The sequence below is a fragment of the Klebsiella sp. HMSC16C06 genome, assembly GCF_001808325.1.
Lineage (GTDB): Bacteria > Pseudomonadota > Gammaproteobacteria > Enterobacterales > Enterobacteriaceae > Klebsiella > Klebsiella variicola.
Genome location: NZ_KV793012.1, coordinates 29,185 through 44,912, shown reverse-complemented (window position 1 = coordinate 44,912; position 15,728 = coordinate 29,185). Strand labels below are relative to the sequence as shown.

Annotated in this window: 15 protein-coding genes; 11 read left to right on the top strand and 4 right to left on the bottom strand. The window is 63.3% G+C overall.

All coding sequences use genetic code 11. From position 1 onward, the window contains the following. The first annotated feature begins 10 nt into the window (after positions 1 to 10). The 8 genes from xthA (at position 11) to HMPREF3142_RS19030 (ending at position 7,663) form a co-directional block, all read left to right on the top strand. A complete protein-coding gene (gene xthA / locus HMPREF3142_RS19065; RefSeq protein ID WP_012968464.1) occupies positions 11 to 817 on the top strand; it encodes an exodeoxyribonuclease III in 807 nt (268 codons plus the stop codon). Between the two features lie 213 nt (positions 818 to 1,030). Next, complete coding sequence (locus HMPREF3142_RS19060) at positions 1,031 to 1,687, top strand: TVP38/TMEM64 family protein (protein WP_070612328.1); 657 nt, start codon at positions 1,031 to 1,033, stop codon at positions 1,685 to 1,687. Beyond that, entirely contained in the window at positions 1,674 to 2,384 is a 711-nt protein-coding gene (locus HMPREF3142_RS19055) for a TVP38/TMEM64 family protein (RefSeq protein WP_012542083.1), read from the top strand. Before HMPREF3142_RS19060 ends, HMPREF3142_RS19055 begins: the two co-directional genes overlap by 14 nt. Continuing rightward, a complete protein-coding gene (locus HMPREF3142_RS19050; RefSeq protein WP_008807736.1) occupies positions 2,381 to 2,941 on the top strand; it encodes a carboxymuconolactone decarboxylase family protein in 561 nt (186 codons plus the stop codon). The genes HMPREF3142_RS19055 and HMPREF3142_RS19050 overlap by 4 nt, the downstream gene beginning before the upstream one ends. Before the next feature lie 2 nt (positions 2,942 to 2,943). After that, complete coding sequence (locus tag HMPREF3142_RS19045) at positions 2,944 to 4,122, top strand: ABC transporter substrate-binding protein (RefSeq protein WP_070612326.1); 1,179 nt, start codon at positions 2,944 to 2,946, stop codon at positions 4,120 to 4,122. Beyond that, a complete protein-coding gene (locus tag HMPREF3142_RS19040; protein ID WP_064171132.1) occupies positions 4,095 to 5,630 on the top strand; it encodes an ABC transporter permease subunit in 1,536 nt (511 codons plus the stop codon). Before HMPREF3142_RS19045 ends, HMPREF3142_RS19040 begins: the two co-directional genes overlap by 28 nt. Beyond that, the gene (locus HMPREF3142_RS19035) at positions 5,630 to 6,262 is read left to right on the top strand and encodes an ATP-binding cassette domain-containing protein (protein ID WP_023297432.1); all 633 of its coding nucleotides are present in this window, start codon (positions 5,630 to 5,632) and stop codon (positions 6,260 to 6,262) included. The genes HMPREF3142_RS19040 and HMPREF3142_RS19035 overlap by 1 nt, the downstream gene beginning before the upstream one ends. Positions 6,263 to 6,355: 93 nt before the next feature. Further along, a complete protein-coding gene (locus tag HMPREF3142_RS19030) occupies positions 6,356 to 7,663 on the top strand; it encodes a sulfurtransferase (protein WP_070612324.1) in 1,308 nt (435 codons plus the stop codon). A 51-nt stretch (positions 7,664 to 7,714) separates the two neighbouring features. On the opposite strand, the gene HMPREF3142_RS19025 is transcribed toward HMPREF3142_RS19030, so the two are convergent. After that, entirely contained in the window at positions 7,715 to 8,338 is a 624-nt protein-coding gene (locus HMPREF3142_RS19025) for a CDP-alcohol phosphatidyltransferase family protein (RefSeq protein WP_070612322.1), read from the bottom strand. Positions 8,339 to 8,424: 86 nt separating this feature from the next. On the opposite strand from HMPREF3142_RS19025, the gene HMPREF3142_RS19020 reads away from it, so the two are divergent. Then, the gene (locus HMPREF3142_RS19020; RefSeq protein ID WP_038422809.1) at positions 8,425 to 8,835 is read left to right on the top strand and encodes a pyrimidine (deoxy)nucleoside triphosphate diphosphatase; all 411 of its coding nucleotides are present in this window, start codon (positions 8,425 to 8,427) and stop codon (positions 8,833 to 8,835) included. A 182-nt stretch (positions 8,836 to 9,017) separates the two neighbouring features. Then, positions 9,018 to 10,361, top strand: coding sequence for an NADP-specific glutamate dehydrogenase (gene gdhA / locus HMPREF3142_RS19015; RefSeq protein ID WP_008807617.1), 1,344 nt, complete (start codon positions 9,018 to 9,020; stop codon positions 10,359 to 10,361). A 42-nt stretch (positions 10,362 to 10,403) separates the two neighbouring features. Here gdhA and HMPREF3142_RS19010 read toward each other — a convergent pair whose 3' ends face one another. From HMPREF3142_RS19010 to selD, 3 genes are all read right to left on the bottom strand, one after another. After that, a complete protein-coding gene (locus HMPREF3142_RS19010; RefSeq protein WP_070612320.1) occupies positions 10,404 to 11,384 on the bottom strand; it encodes an NAD(P)H-quinone oxidoreductase in 981 nt (326 codons plus the stop codon). 170 nt (positions 11,385 to 11,554) lie between these two features. Beyond that, positions 11,555 to 13,501 (bottom strand): DNA topoisomerase III, encoded by a 1,947-nt coding sequence (locus HMPREF3142_RS19005; protein WP_070612319.1) that lies wholly within the window; start codon positions 13,499 to 13,501, stop codon positions 11,555 to 11,557. Positions 13,502 to 13,505: 4 nt separating this feature from the next. After that, on the bottom strand, positions 13,506 to 14,549 hold the full coding sequence (gene selD, locus HMPREF3142_RS19000) for a selenide, water dikinase SelD (RefSeq protein ID WP_012542093.1): 1,044 nt from the start codon (positions 14,547 to 14,549) through the stop codon (positions 13,506 to 13,508). Positions 14,550 to 14,774: 225 nt separating this feature from the next. Between selD and phoC the strand changes: the two genes are divergently transcribed. Continuing rightward, entirely contained in the window at positions 14,775 to 15,521 is a 747-nt protein-coding gene (phoC, locus tag HMPREF3142_RS18995; protein ID WP_008807621.1) for an acid phosphatase PhoC, read from the top strand. Positions 15,522 to 15,728 lie beyond the last annotated feature (207 nt).

The window sequence follows — 15,728 nt, the reverse complement described above, 5'->3', positions numbered from 1 at the left end:
GGCAGCGACTATGAAATTCGTCTCTTTTAATATCAACGGCCTGCGCGCCCGCCCACACCAACTGGCCGCCATCGTCGAAAAACACCAGCCGGACGTGATTGGCCTGCAGGAAACCAAAGTTCACGACGATATGTTCCCTCTCGAAGAGGTCGCCAAACTCGGCTATAACGTCTTTTATCATGGACAAAAAGGCCATTATGGCGTCGCGCTGCTGACCAAAGACACGCCGATTGCCGTCCGCCGCGGTTTCCCGGACGATGGCGAAGAGGCTCAGCGCCGCATCATCATGGCGGAGATCCCGTCGCCTTTCGGCAACGTCACGGTGATTAACGGTTATTTCCCACAGGGTGAAAGCCGCGATCATGAAACCAAATTCCCGGCCAAAGCGGCGTTCTATCAGAATCTGCAGAACTATCTGGAGACCGAACTCAACAAAGAGAATCCGGTGCTGATCATGGGCGATATGAACATCAGTCCCACCGATCTCGATATCGGTATTGGTGAAGAGAACCGCAAACGCTGGCTGCGTACCGGCAAATGTTCCTTCCTGCCGGAAGAGCGGGAGTGGATGGATCGCCTGCTGGGCTGGGGCCTGGTGGATACCTGGCGTCAGGCTAATCCGGACAATCAGGAGCACTTCTCGTGGTTCGATTACCGCTCCAAAGGCTTCGACGATAACCGCGGGCTGCGCATCGACCTGCTGCTGGCCAGCCAGCCTCTGGCCCAGCGCTGCGTGGAGACCGGAATCGATTATGAGATCCGCGGAATGGAAAAACCGTCCGACCACGCGCCGGTGTGGGCCACCTTCCGGCCATAATTTACGCCCTTCTCTCGCCTCCCGCTGTGCGGGGGGCAGAATTTCCTGAGCAAAATCAACAAAGCGACGGTAAACCATTGTGACGGTCGTCGGAACAGGATACTGTCGCGCGCACTTTTTGATGTCCACTGCGTCCAGACTGTACAGGAGCACCCCTCATGCAAAAGAAGCCGTCATCCGGCCACTGGTAAAGGGCTGGGACTTCTCGCGCTGGTGGCCACGCTGGCCGTTATCAGCCATCGCGTCGGTCTCCACGATCTGCTGACTCACCTTCATCTGCTTCAGGACACCCTGCGCCATCAGGGCGCCTGGGGGTATCTGGTCTATGTCGCGCTGTTTATCATTGCCACCCTGTGTCTGATCCCCGGCAGCCTGCTGGTGATCGCCGGCGGGATGCTCTTCGGCCCGCTGACAGGTTCCCTGCTCTCGTTTGCCGCCGCCACCCTCGCCTCTTCGCTGTCGTTTTTAATCGCCCGCTGGCTTGGGCGTGACCTGCTGCAGCGCTATGTGGGCCATACCGCCGCCTTTCAGGCGATTGAGCGCGGTATCGCCCGCAGCGGCTGCGATTTCCTGATCCTCACCCGCCTGGTGCCGCTCTTTCCCTACAACATTCAGAATTACGCCTACGGCCTGACGGCGATCCCTTTCTGGCCCTTTACCCTGATCTCCGCCGTGACCACCCTGCCGGGCCTGGTCATCTATTCGGTAATGGCCAGCGAGCTGGCCCGCGAGGGCGTAACTCTCGCCTTCGCGCTCAAACTGAGCCTCGCCGGCGGGCTGCTGTTTGCCCTGGTGCAGATGGGCAAACGGTTTGCCCGCGCCCGCCGTATGGCAACGCCCGGCGAGGAGGTGCGCCATGACTCAACCTGATCGCCGTCACCTGCGCCGCGCCCGGCTGGCCCTTGCCGTGGTGGCCGTCGCCGGGCTGGCCGCCTGGTGGTGGTTCCCCGGCGGGCGAACCTTTCTGCAGCAGAGTCTGACGGCGTTAGCCTCCCTGGATCCGCAGCAGGTCAGAGGGTTTATCGCCGCCTGGGGGCCGCAGGCCGCGCTGGTCTCATTTGCGCTGATGATCCTCCAGGCGATCGTCGCTCCGCTGCCGGCTTTCCTGATTACCCTGGCGAACGCCGCCCTGTTTGGCGCCTTCTGGGGCGGGGCGCTGTCATGGTTCAGCGCCATGGTCGGGGCCGGGCTCTGCTTCTGCATCGCCAGAGCGCTGGGGCGCGAAGTGGTGGAAAAACTCACCGGCCGCGCGGTGCTGCGCAGCGTCGACGGCTATTTCACTCGCTTTGGCCCGCAGACGATCCTGGTCTGCCGCCTGCTGCCGTTTGTGCCGTTTGACCCGGTCAGCTATGCCGCCGGACTAACCTCGCTGCGCTTCTGGCCCTTTATGCTGGCCACCGGCGTGGGCCAGCTGCCGGCGACTATCGTCTATTCCTGGGCCGGGAGTCTGCTCACCGGGGGCACCTTCTGGCTGGCCACCGGGCTTTCGCTGCTTTTTGCCCTGGCGGTGGTCATCTCTATCGCCAAAAATATTTACCGTGAACGTCATAAGAGATCGTCGCCATGAGCTTACCCCCGCTGGATTCTGTCCCCCTGATCCTTCGTCCGCAGGCCTGGCTGCACCGCCGGCATTACGGCCAGGTGCTAAGCCCCATTCGCTGGTGGGGACGGATCCCATGGCTGTTTTACCTGGTTTCGCTGTTCGTGGGCTACATTGAACGCCGCCGCTCGCCGCTGGATCCGGTGCTGCGGTCGCTGGTCAGCGCCCGCATCGCCCAACTGTGCCACTGTGAATTCTGTATCGATATCACCAGCATGACCCTCGCGGCGCGGAGCGGCAGCCAGGACAAGCTGCTGGCGGTCGCCGACTGGCGCAGCAGTACGCTGTTCAGCGAAAAAGAGCGTCTGGCGCTGGCCTATGCCGAAGCCGCCACCCAGACGCCGCCGGAGGTGGATGATGCCCTGCGCAGCGCGATGGCCGCGCATTTTGACGCCAGGGCGCTCACCGAGCTGACCGCCCTGATCGGCCTGCAAAATTTATCAGCGCGGTTCAATGCCGCGATGGCGATCCCGGCCCAGGGGTTGTGTCAGATGCCCACCTCTTCCCCGCAGAATAAGGAGTAACGATGCGCCGTTTGCGTGATTTCAGCCTCTGTCTGTGCCTGCTGCTGCTCTGGCCGCTGGCGGTTAATGCCAACGACAGCTGGCGGCAGATCCAAACGGAAGCCCGCGGGCAGACCGTCTGGTTTAACGCCTGGGGCGGGGACCCGGCCGTCAACCGCTATCTGGCGTGGGTCAGCGAGGAGGTCAAACGCCACTACGCGATCGACCTGCGTATTGTCCCCATCGCCGACGCCGCCGACGCAGTGAAACGCATCCAGAGCGAGGCGCAGGCCGGCCGTCGCCGGGGCGGGTCGGTGGATCTGCTGTGGATCAACGGCGAAAACTTTCGCACGCTTAAGCAGGCCAACCTGCTGCTCACCGGCTGGGCCGAATCGCTGCCCAACTGGCGCTATGTCGATCTGCAAAAGCCGGTACGGGAAGATTTTTCTGTCGCCACCGAGGGTGCGGAGTCGCCGTGGGGCAGCGCCCAGCTGACGTTTATCGCCCGCCGCGGGCAAACGCCGCAGCCACCCACCAGCCCGCAGGCGCTGCTGGCCTTCGCCAGAGCCCATCCCGGCAGCGTGACCTACCCGCGGCCGCCGGACTTCACCGGCACCGCCCTGCTGGAGCAACTGCTGATCGCCCTCACCGACCAGCCGGCCGCCCTGCGCCAGCCGCCGCAGACGGCGACCTTCGCGGCGGTCACCGCCCCGCTGTGGCGCTATCTCGATGCGCTGCACCCGGCCCTGTGGCGGGCGGGCAAGGATTTCCCGGCGTCGCCGGCACGGATGGATACCATGCTCAACAATGGCATCCTCCGCTTATCACTCACGTTTAACCCGCTGCACGCCCGGCAGAAAGCCGCCAGCGGCGAATTACCGACGGACAGCTACAGCTTCGGCTTCACCGCGGGGACCCTCGGCAACGTCCATTTCGTTACTATCCCGGCTAACGCCCGCGCCGTCGCTGGCGCCAAAGTGGTGGCCAATTTCCTGCTCTCGCCTGAAGCGCAGTTGCGCAAGGCCGATGCCGCCGTCTGGGGCGATCCGAGCGTACTGGACCCGCAGCGTCTGCCTGACGGCCAGCGCCAGGCGCTGGCGGCTACCGTGCCGCAGGATCTGCCGCCGATGCTCGCCGAGCCGCACGCGGCATGGGTTGACGCGCTGGAGCAGGAATGGCTGCGCCGCTACGGTACCCACTGATCCTGCTGGCCTGGGGGACGATGGCGGCGATCTATCTGCCGTTGCTCCCCGCCGCCGGGGAACTGGTGGGCGCTGCGCGCTCCCCGGCCCACTGGCGGGCGCTGTTCGCCGACCCGCAGCTGGGCCAGGCGCTGGCCGCCACGCTCGTCTCGACGCTGCTGTCCGTCGGCGGCGCGCTGCTGATCGCCCTGACCGTCGTCGCTGCCCTCTGGCCCTCGCTCCGCTGGCGGCGACTGGCTTCCCGTCTGCCGCTGCTGCTGGCGGTACCCCATCTTGCCCTGGCGACGGCGGCGCTGCTGCTGTTCGCCGAAGGGGGTTGGATCTGGCAGTGGCTGCCGCTTCTGACGCCGCCGGTCGACCGGTATGGCATCGGGCTTGGCCTGACGATGGCCCTGAAAGAGAGCGCCTTTGTGCTGTGGGTGATCTATGGCCTGCTGGGGGAGAAACGCCTCGCCGACCAGGCGACCGCGCTGAAGAGCCTCGGCTACGGCCGCTGGCAGTGCCTGCGCTGGCTGGTGCTGCCCGCCCTGCTGCCCGCCCTCGGCATGGTGCTGCTGGCCGCCACCGCCTGGAGTCTGTCGGCGGTCGATGTCGCCCTGGTGCTGGGGCCCGGCAATCCGCCCACTCTCGCCGTGCTGGCGTGGCAGTGGTTAAGCCAGGGCGATGACCTGCAGCAGGCCAAAGGGGCGCTGGCCAGCCTGTTACTGATGACGATCCTCGGCGGGCTGGCGCTGGTGGCCTGGGGAGGGTGGCGGATACAGCGCCAGTACCAGCCCAATCTGCGCGGTGTTCGTCACCCTCATCCTCATGCCCTGCCCGGCCGCCTGCTGGCGGCGCTGCTGCCGCTGAGCGGTCTGCTGGGCGCGCTATTGCTGGCGGGGCTGGCGCGCTCGGCGCCACCGCAGATGGATGCCCTCGGCAACAGCCTTGGCCTGGCGCTGGCGGCCTGCGCCCTCGGCGCGGCTGTCTGCCTGCTGTGGCTGGCCTGCGGCCCGACGCGTGGAGATGGCTGGGTCTGGCTGCCGCTGGTCCTGCCGGCCCTGCCGCTGGCCGCTGGCCAGTACCGGCTGGCGCTGTACGCCTGGCTAGACGGCGAATGGTGGACCGTCCTGTGGGGCCATCTGCTGTGGGTGGTGCCATGGATGCTGTTTATTTTGCGCCCGGCCTGGCGCCAGCGCGATCCGCGGATGGCGGTAATCGCCCGCACGCTCGGCTGGGGGCCCACGCGTATTTTCTGGCTGCTGACCCTGCCCTCGCTGACCCGCCCGCTGCTGACCGCGCTGGCGGTGGGCTTTTCCGTGAGCATCGCGCAGTATCTGCCGACGCTATGGCTGGGGGCAGGCCGTATCCCGACGCTCACCAGTCAGGCGGTGGCGCTCAGCAGCGGCGGCGAGGTGCAGACGCTCGCCGCCCAGGCGCTGTGGCAATTACTGCTGCCGGCGGTATGCTTTACCCTGACGGCCCTTCTCGCCTGGCTGGCGGGCCGCTATCGACGAGGACTTCGCTAGTGCTAACCGTAAACCATCTGACCCTGAGCGTGAAACGCCAGCCGCTGCTGCGGGAGGTCGCCTTTTCGGTGGCGCCTGGAGAAGTGCTGACGCTGATGGGCCCTTCCGGCAGCGGGAAATCGACACTCTTTGCCTGGATGATTGGCGCCCTGGCAGGCGATTTTCGCGCCGAAGGCGAGCTGTGGCTCAATGGACGTCGCTGCGATACGCTGCCGACGGAGCATCGACGCATCGGCATCCTGTTTCAGGACCCGTTACTGTTCGACCATTTCAGCGTCGGGCAAAATTTACAGCTGGCGCTGCCGGAGAGTGTGCGCGGCGAGGCGCGAAAAGCCGCAGTGGAGCAAGCGCTCAGCCGCGCCGGGCTGCATGGCTTCGCCCCACGCGACCCGGCCACGCTCTCCGGCGGGCAGCGGGCGCGGGTGAGCCTGCTGCGCGCCCTGCTGGCGCGCCCCGAGGCGCTGCTGCTCGATGAACCCTTCAGCCGTCTGGATGCCACCCTGCGCGCCGCGTTCCGCCGCTGGGTTTTTGAGGAACTGGCCCGCCAGGCCATTCCGGCGATCCTGGTGACCCACGATCGCGAGGACGGTCCGCCGGCGGGACGCTGCCTGGCGATGGAGACCTGGCAATGAAGAGCAATAGCGTGCAAACCTGCGTTACCGCAAAGAAATCGGCGCCTGGCGAGCGGAGAATACGCCCTCCACTTTTTACCGTCGGGCATTTCGATGAAACGTGTTTCTCAATTGACCGCACTCGCCCTGCTTATGGGGCTTGCTGCTTCCACCACCTGCGCCGCTGAAACCATGCCAGCGCCCACTCTCTCCCACCTGCAACAGCAGCACGGCGTGGCCATTGACACCCGCCTGAGCGCTTATTACAACGGCTGGCCTCAGCGCGCCAACGGCCCCGAAGGTCATGAGCCGCAGGCCCTGAATCTTTCCGCCCGCTGGCTCGGCGCCATGAGCGACGATCAGCTCCGCGCCTGGGCTAAGCAGCACCAGATCCAGCCGGATACCCCCGTCGCGCTGTACGGCAACCCGGAAGATAATGCCAGCGTCGCGGCGCGGCTGAAACAAGCGGGCTTCACCCGGCTCAGCACCCTGAGCGATGCGCTGAGCCAGACCGACCGCCTGCAAAAGCTGCCGCACTTTGAACAGCTGGTCTACCCCCAGTGGCTGCACGACCTGCAGCAGGGAAAACGCGTAGCCGCCGCCCCGACCGGCGACTGGAAAGTGTTCGAAGCCGCCTGGGGAGCGCCGAAACTCTATCTGCTGAGCCATATCCCTGGCGCGGGCTATATCGATACCAATGAGGTGGAAAGTGAACCGCTGTGGAATAAAGTGTCCGACGCACAGCTGAAAGCGATGCTGGCGAAGCACGGCATCCGGCATGACACCACGGTGATCCTCTACGGTCGCGACGTCTACGCCGCAGCGCGGGTGGCGCAGATCATGCTGTACGCCGGGGTCAAAGACGTGCGCCTGCTTGACGGCGGCTGGCAGACCTGGTCCGACGCCGGGCTGCCGGTCGAGCGCGGCATGCCGCCGGCGCAGCAGCCGGCGCAGGACTTCGGCGCGCCGATCCCCGGCCAGCCGCAGCTGATGCTGGATACCGAACAAGCCCGCGGGCTGCTGCATCGTCAGGACGCCTCGCTGGTCAGCGTCCGCTCGTGGCCGGAGTTTATCGGCACCACCAGCGGCTACAGCTATATCAAGCCGAAGGGTGACATCGCCGGCGCCCGCTGGGGCCACGCCGGGAGCGACTCCACGCACATGGAGGATTTCCATAACCCGGACGGCACCATGCGCAGCGCTGACGATATCGCTACCCTGTGGCGCCAGTGGAACATTCTGCCGAGCCAGCAGGTGGCGTTCTATTGCGGGACCGGCTGGCGGGCCTCGGAAACCTTTATGTATGCCCGCGCCATGGGCTGGCCGCACGTCGCGGTGTACGACGGCGGCTGGTACGAATGGAGCAGCAACCCGCACAATCCGCTCGCCCGCGGCGAACGCGGCCCGGAAAGCAGTCAGTAACTCGCCCCGCCTCAGCGCGTCGCCCTTTGTCGGCGACGCGCGATACCCCGTTTACGCTGTGGTCGTCACCCGCTTTAAGGTCTGGTAGCCACTGCAGATGCGCGTCGCCGTCGTCAGCCAGCACAGCGCGCCAAACAGCCACGCCAGCCAGGCGAAATGCGCCGGAAACAGGCAGCAGAGGACAAACAACAGGATGGTCTCCGTCCCCTCCGTCAGGCCCCCAAGATAGTACAGCGATTTATGGGCGTAGCCGGGATTGGCGATCTGATGCCTGGCCGCCAGTGCGGCAAAAGCGAGAAAGCTGCTGCCGGTGCCGATAAAGGCAAACAGCAGCCAGGCCCCCGCCAGGGCATTGTTCAGCGGATCTGCCAGAATAAAGCCGAACGGCACCAGGGCGTAGAAGAGAAAATCCAGCGCAATATCGAGAAAGCCGCCCGCGTCCGTGAGCCCGCGCCGCCGCGCCAGGGCGCCATCCAGACCATCCAGCAGGCGGTTGAGGAGAATAGCGACCAGCGCCGCGCTATACCACCCCAGCGCCAGAAAGGGTAGAGCCAGCACGCCGATGGCAAAACCGAGGAGCGTCAGCCCGTCCGGTGAAATACCCGGGCGGTCAAGCGCGCCGGCGACAGCATTAAGCAGGGGTTTGAGGCGCGGATGCAGGTGGCTATCAAGCACGGAGGTCTCCAGCAGGGTTGGCGGTTGTCAGTCAAGGTCTATGGCGGTGATAATAGGCCAGATTCGTCTTATTCACCTTGATGCTTATGCTAAAAATGATTGATGTTGTCGCAGCCATTATTGAACAGGATGGCAAGATTCTGCTGGCGCAGCGTCCGCCCCACGCCGACCAGCCGGGGATGTGGGAGTTCGCTGGCGGCAAAGTGGAGCCTGGTGAAAGCCAGCCGCAGGCGCTGGCCCGCGAGCTACAGGAGGAGATGGGCATCATCGCCCACCCGGCATGCTATATCGCCAGCCATCAGCGGGAAGTCTCCGGCCGCCAGATCCATCTGCACGCCTGGTGGGTGCCGCACTTTCAGGGCATACCGCTGGCCCACTATCACACTCAGCTGCGCTGGTGCCTGCCCGCTGACGCCTTAACCCTCGATCTCGCCCCGGCCGATATTCCTCTGCTGCATGCCTTTATCGCCCAGCGCCCGACCCTTTCCGGCCGCTGATCCGCCCGCCGCCTCGTCATCGTTTTTAGTTATGACGGGCGGACAATTATAAATTTTGTTGTCGGCTTAATTTTTCCTTGCTTGCCTAAGGATTAGCGGTGTTATAGTCGGAAAATCGGTTTTTTCAAGGACCGAATCATAATAAATACATGCAACCACAACCATAAGGGGAACTTATATCTATGGATCAGACGTGCACTCTGGAAGGCTTTCTCACCCGCGTTCAACAGCGCGATCCTCATCAAACCGAATTTGCTCAAGCCGTCCGGGAGGTGATGACCACCCTGTGGCCTTTCCTTGAGGAAAATCCGCGCTATCGTCAGCTTGCTTTGCTGGAACGTCTGGTGGAACCGGAGCGCGTGATCCAGTTCCGCGTGGTGTGGGTGGATGACCGCAATCAGGTCCAGGTCAACCGCGCGTGGCGCGTGCAGTTCAACTCGGCCATCGGCCCGTATAAAGGCGGGATGCGTTTCCACCCGTCGGTTAACCTGTCGATTCTCAAATTCCTTGGCTTCGAGCAGACCTTCAAAAACGCCCTGACCACCCTGCCGATGGGCGGCGGGAAAGGCGGCAGCGATTTTGATCCTAAAGGCAAGAGCGATGGCGAAGTGATGCGCTTCTGCCAGGCGCTGATGACCGAGCTCTATCGCCACCTTGGCCCGGATACCGACGTACCGGCGGGCGATATCGGCGTCGGCGGCCGCGAAGTCGGCTTTATGGCCGGGATGATGCGCAAGCTCTCCAACAACAGCGCCTGCGTCTTCACCGGTAAAGGCCTCTCCTTTGGCGGCAGCCTGATCCGTCCGGAAGCCACCGGTTACGGTCTGATCTACTTCACCGAAGCGATGCTCAAACGTCACGGTCTCGGCTTCGAAGGCGCTCGCGTGGCGGTTTCCGGCTCCGGCAACGTCGCGCAATACGCCATTGAGAAAGCGATGGAGCTTGGCGCGCGGGTGGTCACCGCCTCCGACTCCAACGGCACCGTCGTTGACGAAGCGGGCTTCACCAAAGAAAAACTGGCCCGCCTGATCGACATTAAAGAGCGTGCCCATGGCCGCGTGGCCGACTACGCCCGCGAATTTGGCCTCACCTATCTTGAAGGCCAGCAGCCGTGGTCAGTGCCGGTGGATATCGCCCTGCCTTGCGCGACCCAGAACGAACTGGACGTCGATGCCGCCCGCCAGCTGATTGCCAATGGCGTGAAGGCCGTGGCGGAAGGCGCCAACATGCCGACCACCATCGCCGCAACCGACCTGTTCCTGGAAGCTGACGTGCTGTTTGCCCCGGGCAAAGCGGCCAACGCCGGCGGCGTGGCGACTTCCGGTCTGGAGATGGCGCAGAACGCCGCGCGCATGGGCTGGAAAGCGGAAAAAGTGGATGCCCGTCTGCATCACATCATGCTGGATATCCACCACGCTTGCGTGCAGTACGGCGGCGAAGCGAAGCAGACCAACTACGTGCGCGGTGCGAATATCGCCGGTTTCGTGAAAGTCGCGGATGCCATGCTGGCCCAGGGCGTGATTTAACCTCCCCTGACGCATCCCGGCGGCTGCCCGCCGGGATGCGTCTCACGACGTCATCGTGATCACCACTTTCCCCAGATGCTGACCACTGTCCAGACAAGCATGGGCCTCGGCAACCTCCGCCATCGGGTAGCTGGCGTAGATCATCGGCTTGCATTTCCCTGCCTCAAGCAGCGGCCAGACGTGGCGCCGCAGCGCCTCGGCAATCTCCTGTTTCTCCGCCGCCGTCCGGCCGCGCATGGTTGAGCCGGTGACGGTGGCTCGCTTGAGCATCAGGGTCTGAATATCAACCTCATGAGCGATTCGTCCGCCCATAAAGCCGATGATCACCAGCCGTCCATCCTTTTTCAGTAGTCCAAGGTTGCGGTTAAAGTAAGGGCCGCCAACGATATCCAGAATGACATCCACGCCTTCATCGTGGGTCAGCTGGCCGATTTTCTCTGCAAAATCATCGGTTTTGTAGTTAATCGCCGTAGCATAGGGACGTAGGGCAGCGATTTTTTCGTCCTGGCCAACGGTGGCATAGACGGTCATCCCCAGCGCATGGCACAGCAGGACCGCGGTGGTGCCAATCCCGCTGGCGCCGCCGTGGATCAGGATGCTTTCGCCAGGCTGCAGCTTACCCAGCTGGAAGACATTCGCCCAGACGGTGAAGAACGTTTCCGGAATGGCGGCCGCTTCGCTAAAGCTGAGGCCCGCCGGGATCGGCAGCGTCTGGCCTGCCGGCACGGCGCAGTATTCGGCATAGCCGCCGCCGTTGGTTAGCGCACAAACGCGATCGCCGGGCGTAAACGCTGTGACCTGCGCGCCGACCTCAACCACAACGCCCGCCACCTCCAGGCCAGGTACGGGGGTGACGCCCTTGGGCATAGGGTACAGCCCCTGGCGCTGCAGGATATCCGGCCGGTTGACGCCGGCGGCCTTCACCGCAATGAGCACCTCATTCTCCTCAATAGCAGGGATTTCTCCTTCGCGGATCTGCAATACCTCCGGGCCGCCCGGTTGGCTAATAGCGATATATTTCACGGGTCCTCCTTATCGCCGGTGAGAGAAATGAGCAACATTATCGGCAAGCGCGAAGACGCATTCAGGGGGGAAGTCGTCAAGCCCTGCCCGGCTGTTTAGTGTAGACCATTGACCTGGCTGGCGGAGAAGCGGTGGCCGCGGGGATTCGCATCCTCGCGATCACCGGCGGGTTACTGCGGCGGCGGCGCAGCATCGTCTGCCGCTTTTTTCCCTTTCGGCTTGCCTTTACCTTTGCTGAACGACTTTTTCACCCCGCCCGGCGCGGCCAGGCCGCGGAACTGGCGCACTGGCGTGCTCCGTGCCTGATCGATCAGCTGGAACAGCGTCCCCACCAGCGGCTGCATAAAGTCCTGATAGCGGCACTGCTTTTCGCTGATCTGCGTCAGGACCGATTCCCAGTGGGCGGTCATATCCGGACGCGCGGCCATCTCCGGCAGGGAGTGAATCAGCGCCCGGCCAGCGTCCGAGGAGTGGATATAACGCCCCTTTTTGGTCAGGAAACCGCGCTTGAACAGCAGCTCGATAATCCCGGCGCGGGTCGCTTCTGTGCCGAGACCGTCGGTGGCGCGGAGGATCTTCTTCAGATCTTTATCCTGCACGAAACGGGCAATCCCGGTCATCGCCGACAGCAGCGTGGCGTCGGTGAAGTGGCGCGGCGGCTGCGTCTGACGCTCCACCACTTCGCCCTTCTCGCACAGCAGTTCATCGTCTTTGGCCACCACCGGCAGCGGCGTGCCGTCGTTCTCTTCATCGCGCTCTTTGCTGCCCAGCAGCGTCCGCCAGCCAGCCTCTGCCAGAAAACGCGCCTTGGCGACAAACTTGCCGTTGGCGATCTCGAGGTCAATCTGGCATTTGCGGAACACCGCGTCCGGGCAGAACTGCATCAGATACTGCCGGGCGATCAGGTGGTAGACCTTCGCTTCGTTATCGGTGAGCTTGACCAGGCTGCTGCGGGCGGTCGGGATAATCGCATGGTGCGCATCGACCTTTTTATCATCCCAGCAGCGGTTGCGGATCTCCGGATCCATCACCGGCTGCGGCAGCAGGTCCGCCGCATGGACGGCAATCGCATTCAGCACCGCATGACGGCCGGCGAAGTGCTCTTCCGGCAGGTAGCGGCTATCCGAACGCGGGTAGGTAATGAGCTTGTGGGTTTCGTACAGCTTCTGGCAGATATCCAGCACGTTTTGCGCGCTGAAGCCGAAACGTTTGGCCGCCTCAATCTGTAGCGCCGACAGCGAGAATGGCAGCGGCGCGGGTTCGGAATCGCGCTTATCGTTATAGCCGGTCACCAGCGCCGGCTGGCCTTCGATGCGCTTAACCACGTGCTCAGCCAGTGGACGATGCAGCAGACGCCCTTCTTCATCCTGATAAGGTTCGCAGGCTTCGCTTGGCACCCAGGTGGCGACAAAACGTTCCTCCTGTGGCGTGACGATATGCGCCTTCACGTCGAAGAAGTCTTTGGCGACGAAGTTTTCAATCTCTTCATCACGGCGAACCACCAGGCCAAGTACCGGGGTCTGCACCCGCCCCACGGAGAGTACCCCCTGATAGCCGGCGTTGCGCCCCAGCAGGGTGTAGGCGCGGGTCATATTGATGCCGTACAGCCAGTCGGCACGCGCCCGCGCCAGCGCCGACACGCAGAGCGGCACGAACTCGCTGTTGGCGCGCAGACGGTTGATCGCCCGCTCCACCGCCTGCGGGTTGAGATCGTTAATCAGACAGCGCTGCACCTGCTGACGCTTCTCCGGCGCCAGCTGCAGGTAATCGAGTACTTCGTCCACCAGCAGCTGCCCCTCACGGTCGGGGTCGCCGGCATGGATCACTTCCTGCGCCTCGCCAAGCAGACGCTTGATCACATTGAGCTGTTTGGTGACCGAGGGTTTGGGTTGTAGCTGCCATTTCTCCGGCACAATCGGCAGGTCGGTGAGATTCCAGCGGGCATAGCGGCTGTCATAGACGTCCGGCTGCGCCTGCTCCAGCAGATGGCCGATACACCAGGTGACCACCTGCCCGTTGCCGCACTCAATATAGCCATCGCCTTTGCGGTGCGGTTTAGGCAACACATCGGCGATAGCCCGACCGAGACTCGGTTTTTCCGCAATAAACAACCGCATCGAATCAACGGATCTCGATCATGGGTCGTCCGCCGCGGGCGGTGACCAGCTCGCCGATGGCGGCCAGCTTAATGCCGAACTCCGCCGCAGCGGCCTGGACTTCGGCTTCCGCTTCCGGAGTCACCGCCAGCAGCAGGCCGCCGGAGGTCTGCGGATCGCACAACAGGTCCCGCCACTCCGCCGGCATCTCGCCCATCAGATGGCCGTAGCTGGCAAAGTTGCGCCCGGTGCCGCCCGGCACCGCGCCGGCGGCAATATAGCCTTCCACCCCCGGCAGTTTTGGGATATCGGCATAGCGCAGCTGCGCCTGCACGCCGGCCCCGCGGCACACCTCGCTAAGATGGCCGAGCAGGCCAAAGCCGGTGACGTCGGTCATCGCCTTCACCCCGTCGATGGCGGCAAACGCGGCGCCGGCGAGGTTCATCTGGCACATGGTCTCCGTCGCCAGTCCCTGATGCTCTGGCTTGAGCAGCGATTTTTTCTCCGCGGTGGTCAGCACACCGATCCCCAGCGGTTTGGTGAGATACAGTTTGCAGCCCGCCTGCGCAGTGCTGTTTTTCTTGATGCGCTCGGTGGGCACCACGCCGGTGACCGCCAGACCGAAGATCGGCTCCGGAGCGTCAATGGAATGGCCGCCCGCCAGCGCGATCCCGGCCTGCTGGCAGGCAAAGCGCCCGCCCTCCACCACTTCACGGGCAATTTCCGGCGCCAGGGTGTTGATCGGCCAGCCAAGGATGGCAATCGCCATAATCGGTTTCCCGCCCATGGCGAAAATATCGCTGATGGCGTTGGTGGCGGCGATGCGGCCAAAGTCGAACGGATTATCGACAATCGGCATAAAGAAATCGGTGGTGCTAACGATTGACGTGCCGTTACCAAGATCATAGACGGCGGCATCGTCGCTGGTTTCGTTGCCGACAAGCAGGTTCGGATCGACAAACTTCGCCTGCTCGCTATGCAGGATGGTTTCCAGCACCTTCGGGGAAATTTTACAACCACAACCGGCTCCGTGGCTGTATTGCGTTAAACGAATGGCTTGCTCGCTCATGGACATCTCCTGTCATTGCAATCCCGCTATGTTAGCGCCCAAACGCCAGGGTGGTAAGTACGACAGTCTGAAATCGCGTATGGTTGCTCATTAAGCAGACAAAAAGCCGTTTTTGCGAGACACGGCAATTTTTTCCCGACCATTTTCACTTTTACTTAAAGATGACAGAAATGTGACAACACAGGACTGTCTTCTCTGGAATGATTATGACGTAAGGAAATTCTAATGAAAAAGCGTGTTCTTGCCCTTTGCCTGGCCAGTTTCTTCTCCGTTAACGCCTTTGCTCTGGTTCCCCCCGGGAACGATGTCACCACCAAGCCCGATCTCTACTATCTGACCAATGCCCAGGCCATCGACAGCCTGGCGCTGTTGCCGCCGCCGCCGGCGGTGGGCAGTATCGCGTTCTTAAACGATCAGGCGATGTATGAGCAGGGGCGTCTGCTGCGCAATACCGAGCGCGGGAAGCTGGCGGCAGAAGATGCCAACCTCAGCGCGGGCGGCGTGGCCAATGCCTTCTCCAGCGCCTTTGGTTCCCCAATCACCGAGAAAGACGCGCCTCAGCTCCACAAACTGCTGACCAATATGATTGAAGACGCCGGCGATCTGGCGACCCGCGGCGCGAAAGAGAAATACATGCGCATTCGCCCGTTTGCGTTCTATGGCGTCTCCACCTGCAACACCACCGAGCAGGACAAGCTGTCGAAAAACGGCTCTTACCCGTCCGGGCATACCTCTATCGGCTGGGCCACCGCCCTGGTGCTGGCGGAGATCAACCCGCAGCGGCAAAATGAAATTTTGAAGCGCGGCTATGAGCTCGGCGAGAGCCGGGTGATCTGCGGCTATCACTGGCAGAGCGATGTCGATGCGGCGCGCATCGTCGGCTCCGCGGTGGTCGCTACGCTGCACACCAACCCGGCCTTCCAGCAGCAGTTGCAGAAAGCCAAAGACGAATTCGCCAAAACGCAGAAGTAACGTCATCGCCGTTGAACTCCCGGATGCGGCGCCTGGCGCGCCTTGTCCGGGCGACAAAAACCGCGATTGATTCGAATGGTAGGGGTTGTAGGCCGGGTCAGGCGCGAGCTGCCACCCGGCATAGATGCGGCTCCGAGCCTGCTTCCATCGCCCGGCGGCGCTGCGCTTGCGCGGCCAGCCGGACGGTTCCCTCTCCCTCCGGGAGAG

Excerpts from the sequence above, each read along its gene's own strand:
- xthA (WP_012968464.1), top strand. The coding sequence starts at position 11 with ATGAAATTCGTCTCTTTTAATATCAACGGCCTGCGCGCCCGCCCACAC.
- HMPREF3142_RS19055 (WP_012542083.1), top strand. The coding sequence starts at position 1,674 with ATGACTCAACCTGATCGCCGTCACCTGCGCCGCGCCCGGCTGGCCCTT.
- HMPREF3142_RS19050 (WP_008807736.1), top strand. The coding sequence starts at position 2,381 with ATGAGCTTACCCCCGCTGGATTCTGTCCCCCTGATCCTTCGTCCGCAG.
- HMPREF3142_RS19020 (WP_038422809.1), top strand. The coding sequence starts at position 8,425 with ATGCTAAAAATGATTGATGTTGTCGCAGCCATTATTGAACAGGATGGC.
- selD (WP_012542093.1), bottom strand. The coding sequence starts at position 14,549 with ATGAGCGAGCAAGCCATTCGTTTAACGCAATACAGCCACGGAGCCGGT.
- HMPREF3142_RS19005 (WP_070612319.1), bottom strand. The coding sequence starts at position 13,501 with ATGCGGTTGTTTATTGCGGAAAAACCGAGTCTCGGTCGGGCTATCGCC.
- HMPREF3142_RS19030 (WP_070612324.1), top strand. The coding sequence starts at position 6,356 with ATGAAACGTGTTTCTCAATTGACCGCACTCGCCCTGCTTATGGGGCTT.
- gdhA (WP_008807617.1), top strand. The coding sequence starts at position 9,018 with ATGGATCAGACGTGCACTCTGGAAGGCTTTCTCACCCGCGTTCAACAG.
- phoC (WP_008807621.1), top strand. The coding sequence starts at position 14,775 with ATGAAAAAGCGTGTTCTTGCCCTTTGCCTGGCCAGTTTCTTCTCCGTT.
- HMPREF3142_RS19040 (WP_064171132.1), top strand. The coding sequence starts at position 4,095 with ATGGCTGCGCCGCTACGGTACCCACTGATCCTGCTGGCCTGGGGGACG.
- HMPREF3142_RS19045 (WP_070612326.1), top strand. The coding sequence starts at position 2,944 with ATGCGCCGTTTGCGTGATTTCAGCCTCTGTCTGTGCCTGCTGCTGCTC.